The organism is Shimia sp. FJ5, from assembly GCF_032918335.1.
Taxonomy (GTDB): Bacteria; Pseudomonadota; Alphaproteobacteria; order Rhodobacterales; family Rhodobacteraceae; genus Shimia; species Shimia aestuarii_A.
The window spans coordinates 151929-169103 of sequence record NZ_JAWJUV010000003.1; the positions used below are offsets into that span (position 1 = coordinate 151929).

The window sequence follows — 17175 nt, forward strand, 5'->3', positions numbered from 1 at the left end:
TCATCTTGGCCAAATACTCGTGCCGAAGGCAGCGGGCGCAGGCCGCGCCCGTCCGAGGTCAGACGTTGAGCAACAGGTGCTCACGTTCCCACGGTGAGATCACGGAGAGGAATTCCTCATATTCCGTGCGTTTCACGATGGAATAGACGCGGGCGAATTCCGGGCCGAGCACCTCGTGCAGCTTTTCGGCCTCGTCAAAGACATCAAGCGCGCCACCAAGGATACGCGGAATCGCCTCTTCGCCGTCATAGGCGTCGCCCTTGAATTGGGCGGTCGGGCGCTCCTGTTCGATGAGACCGAGATAGCCACAGGCCAGCGAGGCCGCGATACCGAGATAAGGGTTGCAGTCCATGCCTGCGAGGCGGTTCTCGACCCGGCGCGCCTTGGGCGACGAGATCGGAATGCGGATCCCCGTCGTGCGGTTGTCGCGCGCCCATTCGAGATTGATCGGCGCGGCGTGGTCGCGCACATAGCGGCGATAGGAGTTCACATAGGGCGCGAGCATAGCGATGGCCGAGGGTAGGTGATTTTGCAGGCCGGCGATGAAATGGAAGAACGCATCCGTTTCGCCGCCTTGCGGACCGGAGAAGATATTCTCGCCAGTCTCGATATCGAGGATCGAATGGTGCACGTGCATGGCACTACCGGGTTCGTCCTCAATCGGCTTGGCCATGAAGGTCGCATAGCAATCATGGCGCAGCGCGGCTTCGCGGATCAGGCGTTTGAAGTAGAACACCTCGTCGGCGAGTTTCACCGGGTCGCCGTGCAGGAGGTTGATCTCGAGCTGGCCCGCGCCGCCTTCCTGAGTGATGCCGTCGATTTCAAAGCCTTGTGCTTCGGCGAAATCATAGATGTCGTCGATCACCGGGCCGAATTCGTCCACGGCGGTCATGGAATAGGCCTGTCGCGCGGCGGCGGGGCGCCCCGAGCGTCCCATCATCGGCTCGATCGCCTTGGCGGGGTCGATATTGCGCGCGACGAGGTAGAACTCCATCTCTGGTGCGACGACAGGTTCCCAGCCCTTGGCGCGGTAGAGATCGACCACGCGTTTGAGAACGTTGCGCGGGCTATAGGGGATCGGATCGCCCTTGGTATCATAGGCGTCATGGATGACCTGAAGCGTCCAGTCGCCGGTCCACGGTGCGGCGGTTGTCGTGTTCATATCGGGGCGCAGCACCATGTCTTTCTCGATGAACCCGTCATCGCCCGCAGCCTCGCCCCAGCCGCCGGTGATCGTTTGGTAGAAGATTGAGTCGGGCAGGTGGAAATAGTCCTGACGTTCGAATTTCTTGGCCGGGACGGCCTTGCCGCGCGCAATGCCGGGAAGATCACCGATGATGCACTCCACCTCGTCGAGCCGGCGGCCTTCGAGATATTCGCGGGCGGCCTCGGGTGCGGTCTTGAGCCAGTCACTCATGCTGTGCGCTCCTTGCGGAAGAAATCCGCCATCTGGTCGGCAAAGCTTTCGCTTGCCGTGGGTTTGTCGAGGTTGTTCGCTGCGGCGTCGAGCAGGTCGTCGGGCACGTTGCCGCGTCCACGAGTCTCGATCAGGCCGGCGATAAAGGCGGCGTCGAATTCGGGGTGCGGCTGCACTGTGAGGATCTGGTCGCCATAGAGCAGGGCGGCGTTCTCGCAAAAGTCGTTGGAGGCCAACACGATGGCGCCTTCGGGGCGTTCGGTGACCTGATCCTGATGCCAGGCGTTAAAGGCGAGCGGTGCGCCGCCGAAGTCATAGGTCTGGTAGCCCACGGCCCAGCCGCCGGGGTATTTCTCGACCTTGCCGCCAAGCGCTTGGGCGATGATCTGATGGCCGAAGCAGACACCGATCAAGGGGCGGCCCGAGTCCGCGATCTCGCGGATGAGGTCTTCGAGGGGGGGAATCCAAGGGTGATCCTCGTAGGCGCCGTGTTTGGAGCCGGTGATGAGCCAGCCATCCGCGGCACGCGCGTTATCGGGAAAATCGTTGTCCACAACACTGTAGGTTTCGAAGCTAAACCCTTGTCCATGCAGCAAATCTTGGAACATATCTGTGTAGTCGCCGAGGACGGGTTTGAGGTCGTCGGGGGCATGGCCGGTTTGGAGGATGCCGATTTTCATGACGTCACCGATTTTTTGATCAAATTTAAGGTAGCCGAGCGAATCGTTTCCGGCAAGGGGGACCGCTTGTCCCGCCGCTAGCCGTGTCCCGCACGCAGCCCTGCGTGGGCCGCGTGGGGCGCTCAGACCCTTTCGAGGTAGAGCTTCCAGCGATCCCGGCGCGGCACATCGGCGAGGTTGCGCAACTCCTGCCGCTTGGTCATCACGAGGTTGCGGATCAACATACGCGGCAGACAGCGGGCGATGAAGGGATCGCTCTCGAAGAGGTCGATCGCCTCGGCCCATGTCGGGGCAAGTTGCGGCAAGTCGTGCTCATAGGCGTTGCCGTCGATGGGCGGCGGCGGGGTCAGGCTTTCTTCGATGCCTTCCATCGCTGCGCCAAGCACGGCGGCGAGCATCAGGTAGGGGTTGATGTCACCGCCCGCGACGCGGTGTTCGATGCGGCGCGCGGCGGGTGGGCCGCCGGGAATACGGATCGCCACGGTGCGGTTCTCATAGGCCCATGCCGCGCCGGTGGGCGCATGGGAGCCGGGTACGAGGCGGTCATAGCTTGGCCCGTGCGGCGCGAAGATCAGGGTCGAGGCGGGCATGGCGGCGACGCAGCCCGCGACCGCCTGCATCAGCGTCTCGGTGCCTTCAGGGCCGCCATTGTCAAAGACGTTCTTGCCGTCTTCATCGACCACCGAGAAATGCACATGCATGCCGTTCCCGGCGTCTTCGGCATAGGGTTTGGCCATGAAGGTCGCGGCCATGTTGTGCTTACGCGCAAGGCCGCGCACGAGGAGTTTGAACAAGAGCGCGTCATCGGCGGCGCGCATGGCCTCTTGATGGGTGAGGGTCACTTCGAACTGACCAAGGCCCGCTTCGTTGGTGATCGTCTGCACCGCGAGGGACATCTTGCGGCAGCCCTCGTAGAGGTCGGTGAAGAAGTCCTCAAAGGCGTCGAGCTCGTCAATCGAGAGGATGTCGGGGCCGAAGAGGCGGCGTTTGGAGCGCGGATCACGGGGCGGGCGCAGCACCTTGTCACTATCGTCGACGAGGGAGAACTCCATCTCAGTCGCGGCCATGACGGTCCAGCCACGGGCGCTATAGCGCGACAGCACATCGGCCAGAGCGGCGCGGGGGTCGCCGAGGAACGGCGCGCCATCGTCGGTCTTCATGGTCATGAGAACAAGGGCCGAGGGGGAGTTCAGCCACGGCATGCGGACGGGGCCGCGCTCGGTCGGGACGAGGATGCCATCGGCATCGCCGGTCTCGAAGACAAGCGGCGAGTCCTCGATATCGGCGCCCCAGATATCGACGTTGAGGGCGGAAAGGGGCATGCGCACTGCGCCCTTGGCGAGCTTGTCCGCGTTGGACGCGGGGATGCGCTTGCCGCGCAACTGTCCGTTGAGATCAGCCGCGCCGACGCGCAGCGTTGGGAACTGGTCCAGATCCATTGGTCACCCGTGGGTCGGAAAATTTGATCAAAATATTCCCGTCATGCCTTCAATTGTCCAGCCCTTTGTGTCGAGAGGGCCGAAAATGGCACATCTGCATCGCGTCGGTATCACGTCGGTATTGCGTCGGTGCGCGATCGCTTTGAAATAATTCGGCCCGAAAATTTCACGGAAACCGGGGGGCAACGCCTCAGCGGATGAGGTTCGGGCGCAGCTTGACCCGCCGGCGAGCGTTCGAGGGCAGGTGGCGGTTCAGGTGCCGATTGGCGAGACCGAACAGGCCGACGATGCAGAGCGTCAGCAGGATGAAATAGCCTGCGAGGATCGGGTAGGGGATGAAGGGGTTGAACGTCTTGTCGGCGAAGTAGTTCGCGTAGTAGAGCGCGTCGCCCTTTTGCCGCCATGCCGGGAAGCCAGAGAAGAACACCAGCGTCGTCGCGTGGAAGAGGAAGATCGCTTCGTTGGTGTAGGCGGGCCATGCGAGGCGCAGCATGGTGGGGAAGGTGATGCGACGGAAGCGCGCCCAGCCGGACATGCCGTAGGCGTCGGCGGCTTCAAGGTCGCCCTTGGGGATCGACAGAAGCGCGCCATAGAAGATCTCGCCGGAATAGGCGGCAGTGTTGAAGAACAGCACCACCAGCGCGCCGAGCCAGGCGGAGGTCAGTGGCGAGAAGAACGGCACCACTTGTTTCAGGGAGAGGAACAGGAAGTAAGCAAAGAAGAACTGGATGAACAGCGGCGAGCCGCGAAAGATGAAGATGAACCATTCCGCCGGTTTGCGGATCCAACGGTTGCCGGAGGATTTCCCGACCGCCAGTGCGGTGGCAAAGAAGAACCCGGCCATGAGCGCGAGCGCGCCGAAGTAGATATTCCAGATCATCCCCGAGCCGATCAGGGTAAACTGTTGGCAGAGGGTAAAGTCTTCTTTCGGCAGCAGGCGTTCGCCAATGCCGACCGAGCGAAACGCGTAATCTGCGATCGTGTCCCAACAGCTCATGCGGCGGCCTTTCTCTGGGCTTCGCCAGCGGCCGTGGCCTGACCGTGGGTGAGTTTCTTCATGATCCGGTCGAGGGCGATTTCGGAGACCTTGGTAAAGGCGAGGTAGAAGACGAGGAGCGCGAGGAAATACCACATGCGCCAGTCGCCATGCGGGTAATCGGTAAAGCGCGCGTTCTTGGTGCCGCCAAGTTCACGCGCCCAATAAACGATGTCTTCAACTCCGAGGAGGAAGAGGAGCGGTGTCGCCTTGATCAGCACCATCCAGAGGTTCGACAGGCCGGGCAGGGCATAGACCCACATCTGCGGCACCATGATGCGCCAGAACGCCTGGCGTTGGGACATGCCATAGGCTTCGGCGGTTTCCATCTGGGCGCGTGGCACGGCGCGCATGGCGCCGAAGAGGACATTGGCCGCAAAGGCTCCGAAAACGATGGCGAAGGTCAGCACTGCGAGGAAGAAACCATAAGTTTCATGCACCCATTGCGGCGAGGTCGAGAGCGGCAGCTTGGCCGCGGCGCAGACCACGAAGTCATTGCCTTGGCGGACGGGTTGATCCCAGTCTGAGCAAAGCACCTTGTGGCGCAGCCATTCAAAGCCCTGATCAAGGGCGATGACGAAAAACAAGAAGAAGGCGATGTCCGGCACGCCGCGCACGATTGCGGAGTACCCTTTGCCAAGCCAGCGCAGCGGCGCGATATGCGAGCGGGCCGCGGTCGCCCCGGCAAATCCGAACAGGAGCGCGACAGGCGCCGTGATGGCCAGCAGCACAAGCACGGTCACGACCGAGATATAGAGGCCCATATGCTTGCCCGTGGTCAGGTAGCAACTCAGCCACGTGAGCCCGTCTAGCGTCGATGGATCTGCGCAGTAGGAAAACATGCTTGGGTCTGTCCGGTCTGGTCCTGTCGGTGACAGAAGGGTCCGCAGCCTTTGGGGCCGCGGACCCGGGTGTCCCTTTGCGGGATCAGTTTACCACTGGGAAGCGACTTCCCATTTGGCGATCAGCGCGTTGAGCGTGCCGTCGTCTTTCATCGACTGGATGGCTGCGTCAAACTTGGCTTTGAGCTCTTGATCGGATTCGCGCACGCCCATGCCGACGCCGCCGCCGATCTGCTCCATGCGTTCGAGCATGACGAGACCGTCGGTGCCTGCCACGGTGTCGAGGAAGCTTTTGTCGGCGAGAACCGCGTCTGCTTCGCCGTTCTTGACGGCGGCAACGGTTTCATCGGGGGTTGCGAATTCGACCAGCGTCCAGCCTTTTTCGGCGATGAAGGCCGCCTGGATGGTGGTCGCTTGTGCCGCGATCACGCCGCCTTCGACATCCACATCAGCCGACATGGCGACATAAGCGGACGGATCCGGCGGGGTGTAGGCTTGGGTGAAGTCGATGACTTCATCGCGCTCTGCGGTGATCGACATGCCGGCGATGATGGTGTCGTAGTTGCCCGAGACGAGGTTCGGAATGATCGAATCCCAGTCGTTCTTGACCCATTCGCAGGTCAGATCGGCGCGTTTGCAGAGCTCGTCGCCCAGTTCACGCTCGAAGCCGTCGATTTCGCCAGCGTCGTTGACGAAGTTCCACGGTGCATAGGCGCCTTCGGTGCCCATGCGCACGGTGTCTGCCGCGGCGAAGCCTGCGGTCAGCGCCAGTGCGGCGGTGGTCAGGATCAGTTTTTTCATTGATACACTCCCGTTTGGTTGGTTGTTAATGGGCCGTTGCGGAAAGGAACCCGCGCAGGCGTTCTGTCTTGGGGTTTCCGAACAGCTCTTCCGGTGCCCCTTCTTCTTCGATTTTGCCTTGGTGCAGGAACACGACGTGATCAGACACGTCATGGGCCATCTTCATATCATGGGTGACGATCATCATGGTGCGCCCTTCGGCGGCGAGATCCTTAATGACGCGGATCACCTCTTGCTCGAGCTCGGGGTCGAGCGCCGAGGTCGGCTCGTCAAACAAGAGCGCCTCAGGCTCCATGCACAGTGCACGGGCGATGGCGGCGCGCTGTTGCTGTCCGCCCGAAAGCTGGGCAGGGTAGACATCGCATTTGTCGCCGATCCCCACCTTGTCGAGATAGCCCCGTGCGGCCTGTTCGACCTCGGCGCGGTCGCGGCCCAGCACGGTCAGCGGTGCTTCCATGACGTTTTGCAGGATCGTCATGTGGGCCCAGAGATTGAATTGCTGGAACACCATGGAAAGATTGGTGCGGATGCGCAGAACCTGTTTCGGGTCGGCCGGGTGGCGGCCATGGCCAGTGCCTTTCCAAGTCACCGGTTCGCCCTTGAACAGGATGTCGCCCTTTTGGCTATCCTCAAGGAGGTTGGCGCAGCGCAGAATGGTCGACTTGCCGGAGCCGGACGACCCGATCAGGGAAACGACATCGCCACGGCGTGCCGTGATGTCGACGCCCTTGATGACTTCGAGGTCACCATAGGCTTTGTGCAGGTCACGGATGTCGAGAACGGGCGTGTCGTCAGGCAAGGGCAATCCCAGGGGTCAGTGGCAGTTTCAGGGGAACAATAGGACGGAAAAAACGGCTGATTGCAATGCGCAAAACGGCTGACGCAGGGGGAATTCCGGCGAAATGGGCGTTTGGCTGTGCGAATGGTCAGTCGCGATGCACAGGCGCGGGCGGGATCGGCTGGGCAAGGTAGTCGGCGGCGGGCAGGCGGCAGAGGCCGCGCAGGCCGAGCGTGGCGCGATCTTCGTCCGAGAGATCGGCAATGGCCCCCTCAAGCGCGGCGGCAAGAGCTTTGGCGTCGCGGGCGGAGGCGGTGATGAAGGGCAGGGCGGGCGTCGGCGCAGTGCGTGTCACCTCGACCAGATCGGCGGCGAAGGCGTCATAGCGCCGGATCAATTCCCATGTCAGGGCGTCGAGCGCGGCAAAGCGGGCGGTGCGGTTGGCAACGGCCTCGGCGGAGGCGCGGTGACCGCCGGTTTGCACCAGTGCGGCAGGCGCAAGACCGAGACCCGTCAGATGCGCCTCGGGCGCGGCCCAACCTGATTGTGAGAGCGGTTCGTTATAGGCGAGCGCGCCGGTGGCGAGCTCTGCGAGGGAGGCGCCCGCATCGTCGCGATGGGCGACAAAGACGCTATTGTAATGACCGGGCGGACAGCCGGGCAGGCCGTAGTCAGGGGTCGCCACGAGCGTCACCTTGTCATGCAGGCGGGCGCGATAGGGCAATCCACAGGTCTGGGCGAGCAGGAGGTCGGGCGATTGCCATGCCTCCCAGAAATCGCAGCCTCGGGTCAGAGCCTCGGGGCCATAGCCGAGACGGGCGCGGATCGCCGTCCAGAACCGATCATTGGCCGCCGCTGTCTCGGGGCGGTCATACATCCCGAGCAGAACGATCATGTGTCAGGCGTCACGCGTTGGCGGGCGAGCGCCGAATCGCGGTCATTGATGCCAAGCAGGTTTGAGGCGAGGCGCACCAGCGCGTCTTCCTCGGCGTCGCGGATGCCATCGGCAAGGACGACTTTCCAAAGCGCCTCGATCACGCCAATCCGGTCGTCGTAGGGCACGGCGTCCTTGATGGCGCGGGTAAAGCGGACGGTGTCGGGGGCGCTGGCCTCGACCTCTTCGGCCTGTTTGCGCAGTTCGGTCGCCTCAAAGGGTGACAGGCCGTAGCGGTCTCGCGAAACGCGGTCGATCTGGTCGGCCTCTTCGTGGGCATATTCGCCATCGGCGCGCGCAATCCGCACCAGAAGCGCGGTCAGGGCAAGGCGGGCATCGTCATGGGAAACGGTTTCGGGGCTGGCCTGTGTCAGGCGTTTGAAGAACTCTGCAAGCATGGTCTTGATTTACGTCCCGGCCCGGATGGGCGCAAGGCACCTCCTCAAAGCGTGATCCGGTCTTCGGGTTTGATACCGAGCATGTCCTCGATTTCAAGCACTGTGTCCTCTTCGGCCTGCACGTGCACGCCATCTGCGATCACCACGCGACGAAAGGCGGGCAGGATCGAAAGCCGGTGGGCATAGTCGATGTTCTGGCGGATCAAGAGGGCAAAATCCGGCGTGCCGGGGGCCTGTGCCTCGAGACGTTCGCAGGTGGCGCGCATCTTGGCGGCCTCAACGGCGTTCAGATCAAAACTTTCCTGCAGGATATGGTCGATCTCGGAGATTTCCTGAATGTGGTAGTGCGAATCGGATTTTGCGATCCGCACCAGAAGTGCGCCAAGGGCGAGGTGTTCGTCCGGCTCGGGCAGGGGCGGCGTCGACGGTGTGCCGGTCAGGCGCTTAATCAGGTTTTCAAACATCAGGCGTCATACCCTTCCACGATCACGAGTTCACCAGTGCTCACCGGGTCGCGAAGGGCTTTCGCAGCCTGATAGCCAGCGGAATGGTAGCAGTCGAGCGCAGCCTTGTAAGAGGGAAATTCGATCACCACGTTGCGCGACCGGGCCGCGCCCTCGACGGCCTCATAGGTGCCGCCACGCACGAGAAAGCGCGCACCATATTCGGCAAAGGGGGCGGCGTTGGCTTTGACATACTCTTTGTAGGTGTCGATGTCGTCCACTTCGATGCGCCCGATCCAATACCCCTTGGCCATTGCGGTCTTCCCTTCGTTTCTAGAAATCTCAGTAAAGTCTTTGGGTAACTTGGAAGAGGATGTCGTCCAAGGCAATCCCTCCCGGATCGAGATTTGTCACGAGCACGCCTGCGATGCGGGGCAGGTCATCGGAGGTGCGCAAGCCGATCTCGGTGATGCCGGGGCCGGGGCGGAGGGTGTTGCGGGCAAGCTGCTTGCCGGAACGGTCGTAGATATCGAGGGTGACGACGCCTTGGGGGCGGGCGCGACCGAGGGGGGCGGCGTAGTCGGTATGAAGCCGCAGGCCAAAGGCGGATTGGTCGCTATCGAAGAGGAGCGCCACCGCGCCTTCGCCACGTCCGGAGAGGCGGGCAAAGCCGTCAGGGCCGAGTGGCAGGAGCGCGTTGGAGCCAAAGCCGCGGTGAAGGGCCACGGAGAGGTTTTGGCCGGGCGCATCGGTGCGCAGCGCGAGGGGGCGGGTCGGTGTGCCGGGGCCAGGGGCGTCATGGGAGGCGCCGGTGGGGCCTTGGCGCGTGATCAGGGGCTGCCCCGCGAAATGGCTGCCGATGGTGAGGCCGGGGGTGCGTATGTTCTGATCGAGGTTGAAGCCCGGCTCTGGCCGGAGCGGCAGGGTCTCGAAATCCTGCCTCGCGCCCAGTGTCGCGGCGAGCTCAGCGTAGGGCACAGGCCGAATCTCGGCCCGCAAGGGAAGGGCCGAGAGGCAGAAGGTGATGAAGAGGGCCAAGCGCATGGGCAGAGGATAGCGCGTTTGGCCAAGGGACCAACGCCTTTTGAAAGGCGTTGGAGCGCGGGCCTCAGACGAGGCGCGAATTGTCCTTGGCGGCGCGGATGAAATCCTTGAACAGCGGATGCGGATCAAAAGGTTTCGATTTCAGTTCCGGGTGGAACTGCACGCCGATGAACCACGGGTGATCCTGCCATTCGACGATCTCGGGGAGGCGGCCATCGGGGCTCATGCCGGAGAACTTGAGACCGACCTCTTCGAGCTTTTCGCGGTAGGTCGTGTCGACCTCGTAGCGGTGGCGGTGGCGTTCCTCGATGGCGGTGTTGCCATAGACCTCGGCCACTTTGGACCCGCCTTCGAGCACGGCGTCATAGGCGCCGAGGCGCATCGTCCCGCCCTTGTCGTCGCTGGCCTTGCGGGTGACCTTGGCGTTGCCCTGCACCCATTCCTTGAGGTGATAGACCACAGGTTCGAAACGTTTTTTCCCGGCCTCGTGGTCAAACTCCTCAGAGCCTGCATCTTTGATGCCAGCCATATTGCGGGCGGCCTCGATAACGGCCATCTGCATGCCAAGACAAATGCCGAGGTAAGGCACCTTGCGCTCGCGGGCGAATTGCGCCGCCTTGATCTTGCCTTCGGTGCCGCGCTCGCCAAAGCCGCCGGGCACGAGGATGGCGTCGAAGCCTTCGAGATAAGGCGCGGCGTCTTCCTTGTCGAACACCTCGGCGTCGACCCATTTGACATTGACCTTGACCCGGTTGTGCATTCCGCCGTGGATCAGGGCCTCTTTGATCGACTTATAGGCATCTTCGAGTTGGGTATATTTGCCGACGATGGCGACATTGACCTCGCCATCGGTCTTGTGGATGCGGTCGTTGACGTCTTCCCAAGTGCGCAGGTCCGGTTTTGGCGCAGGCGCGATGTTGAAAGCGTCGAGCACCGCTTGGTCGAGGCCTTCACGATGATAGGCCAGCGGCGCTTCGTAGATCGAGTTCAGGTCATAGGCAGCGACCACGGCCTCTTTGCGCACGTTACAGAACAGGGCGATTTTCTCGCGTTCCTTTTCGGGGATCGGCTGTTCCGAGCGGCACACGAGAATGTCGGGGGCGATCCCGATGGATTGCAGCTCTTTCACGGAGTGCTGGGTCGGCTTGGTCTTCAATTCGCCCGAGGCCGCAAGCCAGGGCAGAAGTGTCAGGTGCATGAAGATGCACTGGCCGCGCGGTTTGTCATGCGAAAACTGGCGGATCGCTTCGAAGAAGGGCAGGCCCTCGATATCGCCGACCGTCCCGCCGATTTCGCAGAGCATGAAGTCGACCTCGTCATCGCCGATATCAATGAACTCTTTGATTTCGTTGGTGACATGCGGAACGACCTGGATTGTCTTGCCGAGGTAATCGCCGCGGCGCTCTTTCTCGAGCACGTTGGAATAGATGCGGCCCGAAGAGACGGAATCCGTCATGCGGGCGGGGACGCCGGTAAAGCGTTCGTAATGGCCAAGGTCGAGATCGGTTTCGGCGCCGTCATCGGTCACGAACACTTCGCCATGTTCAAAGGGAGACATCGTGCCGGGGTCAACGTTGAGGTAGGGGTCCAGCTTGCGCAGGCGCACGGTGTAGCCGCGGGCCTGCAGCAATGCGCCGAGCGCGGCAGAGGCAAGCCCCTTGCCCAGAGACGACACAACACCACCGGTGATGAAAATATACCTTGCCATGGGTCGGCAACTCCCGTGATTTCAAACTTTCTGAGGTGCCCACGACAGGAGTTTCCAAACAGAATCTGTCGCAGCATCACGGGACTTAAGTGTATCAGGATTCGCACAGGCTTGGCAACCGAACCGCAAGATGCTGTTGCGATTCAGAGGGATTAATCAAGCAGTGGTGGGGAGGGTGCGCAGCAAGGCGCACCCGAATGAACCGGTTTGGACGTGCCGATCAGTCGGCGCGCGGCACCAGCGGCGCGTCTGCGTCATCGCCGCTTGGCGGCAGAAGCGTATCGCTTGCCGGTGCGTCCTCGGTCTCTTCGACCGCGGCGGGCTGATCGCTCAGACGATCGAGCACCGAGCTGCCGGAAGCGTTTTGCGCGGCAAGAATGGTCAGGGTGATCGAGGTCGCGATAAAACCAATGGCAAGAATCCAGGTCAGTTTGCCAAGCGCGGTTGCCGCGCCACGGCCGGATACGGCACCGCCGCCACCGCCACCCATACCAAGGCCACCGCCTTCCGAGCGTTGCATCAGCACGGCGCCGATCAGCGCCAGCGCGAGGAGGAGATGGATTGTAAGGACGACGTTTTCCATGGGACCTGTCAGCGTTCGGTTGGTTCAGCGCGCTATGTAGGCAAGTTTGCCGCGCGGGGCAAGCGGGTTTCCGAAAGGAATCTGGCGCGCGCGGTCCGTGCGGGCTCAGTGTTCGACGTCGTCGGTATCGAACTGCCCCGAGAGCATCCGGCGCACGATCGACCAGCCGAGACCGATCCCGAGCACCGCCGACAGCGCGAAGATGCCGAGCCATGTGTTGAGGTCAGGGTTTTGCAGAGAGAGCATCTCCCAATCATAGAGCACCCAGATCAGTGCCCCGACCACAGACAGCACGAGGAACATGCCAAAGCCACCGATCGAGCGCAGGGTGGCGCGCAGATAGATGATATAGCCAATCGCAAGGAGCAGCCCCAGAAGGACCGTCAGCGGCGTCTCCTCAAGATAGTTGCCCCGGCTCCAACGGACGTAATTCCATTGGGTGGGATTGTAGGTGAGGGCCAGCAGAATGAATGCAAAGACCCAACGCAGGAACAAGCCCATTGTCTCTCCAAATGCTTTTACAATGGTTTGCTAAAATTTGCGCCCGCTGTCCAGTGCCATGGCACATTTGCGGTTTCGCGCGCCGAACAACGCAGCTAAAAGGGCGCGGGTTTGACCTCTGAAAGGACCGGATATGGCTAACGTTGTCGTCGTGGGCGCCCAGTGGGGCGATGAAGGCAAGGGCAAGATTGTGGATTGGCTGAGCGAGCGTGCCGATGTGATCGCGCGTTTTCAAGGCGGTCACAATGCGGGCCATACGCTCGTGATCGACGCGAAGGTTTACAAGCTGCATGCGCTGCCGTCTGGCGTGGTGCGGGGCGGCAAGCTTTCGGTGATCGGCAATGGCGTCGTGCTTGATCCGTGGCATCTCATGAACGAGATCGAGACCGTGCGTGCGCAAGGGGTCGAGATCAACCCGGAGACATTGATGATCGCGGAGAATACGCCGCTGATCCTGCCGATTCATGGCGAATTGGACCGGGCGCGCGAAGAAGCGGCCTCGAAGGGCACGAAGATCGGCACCACCGGGCGCGGCATCGGTCCGTGCTATGAGGACAAGGTCGGTCGCCGGGCAATCCGGGTTGCCGATCTCGCCGATGATGCGACACTCGAGGCGCGCGTCGACCGCGCCCTTCAGCATCATGATCCGCTTCGCAAGGGGCTTGGGATCGAGGCCGTGGATCGCGACGCGCTTTTGGCGCAACTCAAGGAAATTGCACCGAAAATCCTGCCTTTCGCGGCACCGGTTTGGAAGGCGCTTAACGAAAAGCGCAAGGCGGGGAAGCGGATCCTGTTCGAAGGGGCGCAGGGCGCGCTTCTCGACATTGATTTTGGCACCTATCCCTTTGTCACCTCGTCGAATGTGATTTCGGGGCAGGCGGCAACGGGCGTCGGCATCGGGCCGAACTCGATTGATTATGTGCTTGGTATCGTGAAGGCCTACACCACCCGCGTGGGAGAAGGGCCGTTCCCGACCGAGCTTGACGATGATGACGGGCAGCGCCTTGGCGAACGCGGGCATGAATTCGGCACCACCACCGGGCGCAAGCGGCGCTGTGGGTGGTTCGATGCGGCGCTGGTGCGGCAGACCTGTGCGATCTCCGGCATCAACGGTATTTCGCTGACCAAGCTTGACGTGCTCGACGGGTTCGAGACGCTGAAGATCTGTGTCGGGTATGATCTCGATGGTGAGCGCCTCGACTATCTGCCGACGGCGGCAGACCAGCAGGCGCGCTGCAAGCCGATCTACGAAGAAATGCCCGGCTGGAGCGAATCGACGGAAGGTGCGCGCAGCTGGGCCGAGCTTCCGGCGAACGCGATCAAATACGTGCGCCGCGTCGAGGAGTTGATTCAGTGCCCTGTGGCCCTACTTTCCACCTCGCCGGAGCGTGAGGATACGATTCTCGTCACCGACCCGTTCGCGGATTGAGGAAAGGGCGATCATGGCACTGAGCTACAAGGCGCGCAAACGCTGGGCATTGTTGATCCTGCTGGTGGGGATTCCGGTCTATCTCGGGGTCGCCTGGGGCGTGCTGAGCCGGTTGTCGCTCTGGCAGTTGCCGGTGATGCTTGAGTTCGCGATCTACGTCTTCTTTGGCGTGATCTGGGTCTTTCCGCTCAAGCCGATCTTCAAGGGGATCGGACAGCCCGACCCGGAAGATCCGGATCAGGACCTGTCGTGATCGCGACCAAATAGAAAGGCCTCCCGCTTGGGAGGCCTTTTTGGTTTCCGCCGGGGCGGGCGATCAGCCGGCCGCGCGCTCTTCGGGTTTGAAGGCGATGGAGTCGGAGGCGGTAAAGCGGCCGCCCTCGAGCTTGGCGATCTTCTTTTCGCGCAGCAGTTGGCCAAAGGAACGCAGCGTGTCCTCGCGCGAACAATTGTCCTCGTCGACATTGCGGGCCATGCGGATCACCTGCGGGCGCGAGAATTTCTCCCGGCCCTCGACGAATGTCAGGTAGGCCGCGGCCGCCTCGAGCACGTCGGGCAAACGTGTGGCCCCCATGTTCTCGGCGAAGTCGGCAAAGTCTTGCGCGCTGGCGGCTGCCGCAGCGACCGGCGCAGTGCTGCGCGGCGCGGGGTCGGCCTCCTTGCGTTCTGTTGCGGAGACGCGGCGCGGACGCACGGGCGCGCGCGGCGCTTCCGCGGCCTCTTGCGGGGCGGCGTCCTCCTCTTGGGGGCTGTCATCGACACGTTGCTCGGCGACGAGCTTGAGCGGGGCAGGGCGCTGACCGGCGGGGCGCTTGGGCGTCTCACCGACCACCGAGGCAAGATCTTCGCGATAGGCTTCGGTCTCGTCCGCGGCGTCTTTGGCGTCCCCGGCTTTCTTTTCGGCCTTGGTGGCCGCGACGGCGGCGCGCAGATGGGCGATGGCCTGGCGACGGCGGTTGCCTTCAGGTTCGTCCATATGGTTGTCGGTTTCGCGCATCAGGCGCGACATGTCAGTGCCAGCCTCCGAGAGCGCTTTGGGACGTTTCGGAGCGACGGGGGCGGCCTCTTCCTCCGCGGCGGCGGCGTCGCTCCGGTTCAGTTCGGCCTCGACCTGCGCCAGTTCTGCCAGAAGCTCGGCCTCGTCCTCCGGAGAAAGGCTTGTCGGCATGTCCTGCGCGTCGGCGGCTTGGGCCGCCTCCGCCTCGGCGATTTCGTCGGTGTCTTCTTCTTCTGGCTCGGCCTCGAGAAGACCGTCTGAGACGGCGGCTTCGAAATCGGACTTCTTGAGACGCAGCACGCGGGCGCGCACCTCGCGCGGGGCGGGGTCGGCGTCCGGCATGGCGTCTTCGGCGACGCTTTCCACATCGTCCTCAACCGCGGCGGCGGCCATTTCGTCGTCCAGCTTCAGAACGGATTCGATTTCCCGGCGGGTGTCGGCCAAGAAGCTCTCGGCGTGCTCATCCTCGGAAAAGTCCTCTTCGTCCGGCTCTTGTGCGGATTTGGAGACAACGGCGCGAATGCGCTGAAGCTTGGCTGCGATGCTATCGTCTTCGGCCTCGAAGGTCTTTTCCGGTTCAACGATTTCGGCGTCTGCGAAGTCGGCCTCGTCTTCTGCGATGACCTCGGCCGTCTCTTCGACCGCTTCGACGACGTCGTCGGCAGCGATTTCACCTTCGGCGGTGTCTTCGATGTCGTCCTCAGGTGCACCGGCTTCGTCCATGGGGGCTTGGGCCTGCACAGCTTCGAGGATTTCTTCGGTCACGTCCTCGACTTCGACCTCGGGCTCGGCTTCGACCTCGGGCGCGTCCTCGACCTCTGCGACGTCGGGCGTTGCCTCGGCCTGCTCTTCGAGCGGCGTTTCCTCCGGTGCGTCGGCGGGTGCCTCGGCTTGCGGTTCTTCGGGCGTCTCGAGGTCGGGCTGCGGAGTGTCCGCCGCCACGTCGGCAGCGGCCTCTGCGACGCCTTTATTGTTCGCGCTCAGATAGATGGCACCCGCTTCGGTGCGCGCGCTGACACGGCGTTCGATCTCGCGCTCGGCAATACGAGCGAGCATCTCGGCATCAGGTGTGGGCGGTTCGGCCCCGAAATAGCGGTCGTCGGCGGCAAGATCGCGGAAATACTCGGCAATCGCCTTCATCGTATCAAATGAGTCGTCGAACCCTTCGAGGGTGCATGAAAAAGTCCCATACGAGACCGTCAAAACTTTGTTATTCGTAACCATAGAAGCGGGTCCTTTGAACTACTCGGCGTTCTGTTTACCACGTAAGGCAAGACGAAAGCTGACCGATTCTGTGCAATGCAGCGTATCATTTCTGGGCCAATTTGTGGCGAACTTGCTAATAAAGGGTAAGAATTGACTGTATCCTCCGAGATTGTTGAAGATTTGGAACCAATTACACTGGTCGGGGCCGGACGTCTCGATCTGGGCGACATTGCGCTCGCACGGGGGCATGCGCGACGTGTTGTGGCGGCAGATGGTGGCGGGATCGCCTGTCTGGATGCGGGCATCGAGCCGGAGCTTATCATCGGAGATATGGACAGTAGTGCGGGCCTTGAAGGGCGTGACACCGGCGCGGCGCGGATCCTTCGGATCGACGAACAGGACAGTACGGATTTCGACAAGGCGCTGCGCCATATCCGGTCGCCGTTGGTGATTGGCGTCGGGTTTTCAGGGGCGCGGATCGATCATGAGTTGGCGTGCTATAATGCGTTGGTGCGCCATGCAGAGCGACGGTGTCTCTTAATCGGGGGAGAGGATCTTGTGTTCCTGGCGCCTCCGCATATCACGCTACCGCTTGCGGCAGGCACGCGGGTGTCGCTTTTCCCGATGGGGGAGGTGCAGGGGCGCTCAGACGGCTTGCGTTGGCCGATTGAGGGGCTTCGGTTTGCGCCGGATGGCCGGATTGGCACGTCGAACGTGGCGGACGGGCCGGTGGTCCTTGAGATGACGGCGGCAAAGATGCTTGTGATGGTGCCGCGCGCCTGTCTTGATCTTGTGGTGGCGGCGCTTTTGGAGACCGAGGCGGGCTGGACCCGCTAAAAAAGCGGGCCGGTACAAGACCGGCCCGACAGGGAGCGAGTTCGGCGGATACACAATAGCCGAACATCGGGGAAGGTCCTTGGGACGTTTCCGGGAGTAGGA

19 protein-coding genes are annotated in these 17175 nt (G+C 62.4%); 3 read left to right on the forward strand and 16 right to left on the reverse strand.

Features of this window, described 5'->3' with window-relative positions:
- Positions 1-58: 58 nt before the first annotated feature.
- The 15 genes from R1W01_RS11425 to R1W01_RS11495 form a co-directional block, all read right to left on the reverse strand.
- A complete protein-coding gene (locus R1W01_RS11425; protein WP_297756766.1) occupies positions 59-1417 on the reverse strand; it encodes a glutamine synthetase family protein in 1359 nt (452 codons plus the stop codon).
- Positions 1414-2097, reverse strand: coding sequence for a type 1 glutamine amidotransferase (locus tag R1W01_RS11430; RefSeq protein WP_297756768.1), 684 nt, complete (start codon positions 2095-2097; stop codon positions 1414-1416). Before R1W01_RS11430 ends, R1W01_RS11425 begins: the two co-directional genes overlap by 4 nt.
- A 122-nt stretch (positions 2098-2219) precedes the next feature.
- Positions 2220-3536 (reverse strand): glutamine synthetase family protein, encoded by a 1317-nt coding sequence (locus R1W01_RS11435; RefSeq protein ID WP_297756770.1) that lies wholly within the window; start codon positions 3534-3536, stop codon positions 2220-2222.
- A 190-nt stretch (positions 3537-3726) separates the two neighbouring features.
- On the reverse strand, positions 3727-4533 hold the full coding sequence (locus R1W01_RS11440; protein ID WP_243612070.1) for an ABC transporter permease: 807 nt from the start codon (positions 4531-4533) through the stop codon (positions 3727-3729).
- Positions 4530-5414, reverse strand: coding sequence for an ABC transporter permease (locus tag R1W01_RS11445; RefSeq protein ID WP_243612069.1), 885 nt, complete (start codon positions 5412-5414; stop codon positions 4530-4532). The genes R1W01_RS11440 and R1W01_RS11445 overlap by 4 nt, the downstream gene beginning before the upstream one ends.
- Before the next feature lie 90 nt (positions 5415-5504).
- Positions 5505-6215, reverse strand: coding sequence for a transporter substrate-binding domain-containing protein (locus R1W01_RS11450; RefSeq protein WP_297756773.1), 711 nt, complete (start codon positions 6213-6215; stop codon positions 5505-5507).
- Between the two features lie 25 nt (positions 6216-6240).
- On the reverse strand, positions 6241-7014 hold the full coding sequence (locus tag R1W01_RS11455; protein WP_243612067.1) for an ABC transporter ATP-binding protein: 774 nt from the start codon (positions 7012-7014) through the stop codon (positions 6241-6243).
- Positions 7015-7141: 127 nt separating this feature from the next.
- Positions 7142-7888 carry a phosphate/phosphite/phosphonate ABC transporter substrate-binding protein gene (locus R1W01_RS11460; protein WP_297756775.1) on the reverse strand — a complete coding sequence of 249 codons (747 nt, stop codon included), beginning with the start codon at positions 7886-7888 and terminating at the stop codon, positions 7142-7144.
- Positions 7885-8325: a TerB family tellurite resistance protein gene (locus R1W01_RS11465; RefSeq protein WP_243612065.1), complete on the reverse strand. Its 441-nt coding sequence runs from the start codon at positions 8323-8325 to the stop codon at positions 7885-7887. The genes R1W01_RS11460 and R1W01_RS11465 overlap by 4 nt, the downstream gene beginning before the upstream one ends.
- A 44-nt stretch (positions 8326-8369) precedes the next feature.
- A complete protein-coding gene (locus tag R1W01_RS11470) occupies positions 8370-8789 on the reverse strand; it encodes a TerB family tellurite resistance protein (RefSeq protein ID WP_243612064.1) in 420 nt (139 codons plus the stop codon).
- Complete coding sequence (locus tag R1W01_RS11475; protein WP_243612063.1) at positions 8789-9082, reverse strand: DUF1330 domain-containing protein; 294 nt, start codon at positions 9080-9082, stop codon at positions 8789-8791. The genes R1W01_RS11470 and R1W01_RS11475 overlap by 1 nt, the downstream gene beginning before the upstream one ends.
- Positions 9083-9110: 28 nt before the next feature.
- Entirely contained in the window at positions 9111-9812 is a 702-nt protein-coding gene (locus R1W01_RS11480) for a hypothetical protein (protein WP_297756777.1), read from the reverse strand.
- A 64-nt stretch (positions 9813-9876) separates the two neighbouring features.
- Complete coding sequence (locus R1W01_RS11485) at positions 9877-11520, reverse strand: CTP synthase (RefSeq protein ID WP_243612061.1); 1644 nt, start codon at positions 11518-11520, stop codon at positions 9877-9879.
- Between the two features lie 220 nt (positions 11521-11740).
- A complete protein-coding gene (secG, locus tag R1W01_RS11490) occupies positions 11741-12103 on the reverse strand; it encodes a preprotein translocase subunit SecG (RefSeq protein ID WP_243612060.1) in 363 nt (120 codons plus the stop codon).
- Between the two features lie 105 nt (positions 12104-12208).
- On the reverse strand, positions 12209-12604 hold the full coding sequence (locus R1W01_RS11495; RefSeq protein WP_243612059.1) for a DUF6524 family protein: 396 nt from the start codon (positions 12602-12604) through the stop codon (positions 12209-12211).
- 133 nt (positions 12605-12737) lie between these two features.
- Here R1W01_RS11495 and R1W01_RS11500 point away from each other — a divergent pair, with 133 nt between their 5' ends.
- Both R1W01_RS11500 and R1W01_RS11505 read left to right on the forward strand, forming a co-directional pair.
- The gene (locus R1W01_RS11500) at positions 12738-14033 is read left to right on the forward strand and encodes an adenylosuccinate synthase (RefSeq protein WP_297756780.1); all 1296 of its coding nucleotides are present in this window, start codon (positions 12738-12740) and stop codon (positions 14031-14033) included.
- Between the two features lie 13 nt (positions 14034-14046).
- Positions 14047-14286, forward strand: coding sequence for a DUF2842 domain-containing protein (locus R1W01_RS11505; protein WP_243612057.1), 240 nt, complete (start codon positions 14047-14049; stop codon positions 14284-14286).
- 63 nt (positions 14287-14349) lie between these two features.
- On the opposite strand, the gene R1W01_RS11510 is transcribed toward R1W01_RS11505, so the two are convergent.
- Positions 14350-16254, reverse strand: a complete 1905-nt coding sequence (locus R1W01_RS11510) for a hypothetical protein (RefSeq protein ID WP_317275234.1) — start codon at positions 16252-16254, stop codon at positions 14350-14352.
- Between the two features lie 132 nt (positions 16255-16386).
- On the opposite strand from R1W01_RS11510, the gene R1W01_RS11515 reads away from it, so the two are divergent.
- Complete coding sequence (locus R1W01_RS11515) at positions 16387-17073, forward strand: thiamine diphosphokinase (protein ID WP_317275235.1); 687 nt, start codon at positions 16387-16389, stop codon at positions 17071-17073.
- The last annotated feature ends 102 nt before the right edge of the window (positions 17074-17175 follow it).

Bases quoted from the DNA above. Each gene is read 5' to 3' on its own strand.
- R1W01_RS11425 (WP_297756766.1), bottom strand. From the start codon at position 1,417: ATGAGTGACTGGCTCAAGACCGCACCCGAGGCCGCCCGCGAATATCTC.
- R1W01_RS11430 (WP_297756768.1), bottom strand. From the start codon at position 2,097: ATGAAAATCGGCATCCTCCAAACCGGCCATGCCCCCGACGACCTCAAA.
- R1W01_RS11435 (WP_297756770.1), bottom strand. From the start codon at position 3,536: ATGGATCTGGACCAGTTCCCAACGCTGCGCGTCGGCGCGGCTGATCTC.
- R1W01_RS11440 (WP_243612070.1), bottom strand. From the start codon at position 4,533: ATGAGCTGTTGGGACACGATCGCAGATTACGCGTTTCGCTCGGTCGGC.
- R1W01_RS11445 (WP_243612069.1), bottom strand. From the start codon at position 5,414: ATGTTTTCCTACTGCGCAGATCCATCGACGCTAGACGGGCTCACGTGG.
- R1W01_RS11450 (WP_297756773.1), bottom strand. From the start codon at position 6,215: ATGAAAAAACTGATCCTGACCACCGCCGCACTGGCGCTGACCGCAGGC.
- R1W01_RS11460 (WP_297756775.1), bottom strand. From the start codon at position 7,888: ATGATCGTTCTGCTCGGGATGTATGACCGCCCCGAGACAGCGGCGGCC.
- R1W01_RS11465 (WP_243612065.1), bottom strand. From the start codon at position 8,325: ATGCTTGCAGAGTTCTTCAAACGCCTGACACAGGCCAGCCCCGAAACC.
- R1W01_RS11470 (WP_243612064.1), bottom strand. From the start codon at position 8,789: ATGTTTGAAAACCTGATTAAGCGCCTGACCGGCACACCGTCGACGCCG.
- R1W01_RS11475 (WP_243612063.1), bottom strand. From the start codon at position 9,082: ATGGCCAAGGGGTATTGGATCGGGCGCATCGAAGTGGACGACATCGAC.
- R1W01_RS11480 (WP_297756777.1), bottom strand. From the start codon at position 9,812: ATGCGCTTGGCCCTCTTCATCACCTTCTGCCTCTCGGCCCTTCCCTTG.
- R1W01_RS11485 (WP_243612061.1), bottom strand. From the start codon at position 11,520: ATGGCAAGGTATATTTTCATCACCGGTGGTGTTGTGTCGTCTCTGGGC.
- secG (WP_243612060.1), bottom strand. From the start codon at position 12,103: ATGGAAAACGTCGTCCTTACAATCCATCTCCTCCTCGCGCTGGCGCTG.
- R1W01_RS11495 (WP_243612059.1), bottom strand. From the start codon at position 12,604: ATGGGCTTGTTCCTGCGTTGGGTCTTTGCATTCATTCTGCTGGCCCTC.
- R1W01_RS11500 (WP_297756780.1), top strand. From the start codon at position 12,738: ATGGCTAACGTTGTCGTCGTGGGCGCCCAGTGGGGCGATGAAGGCAAG.
- R1W01_RS11505 (WP_243612057.1), top strand. From the start codon at position 14,047: ATGGCACTGAGCTACAAGGCGCGCAAACGCTGGGCATTGTTGATCCTG.
- R1W01_RS11510 (WP_317275234.1), bottom strand. From the start codon at position 16,254: ATGGTTACGAATAACAAAGTTTTGACGGTCTCGTATGGGACTTTTTCA.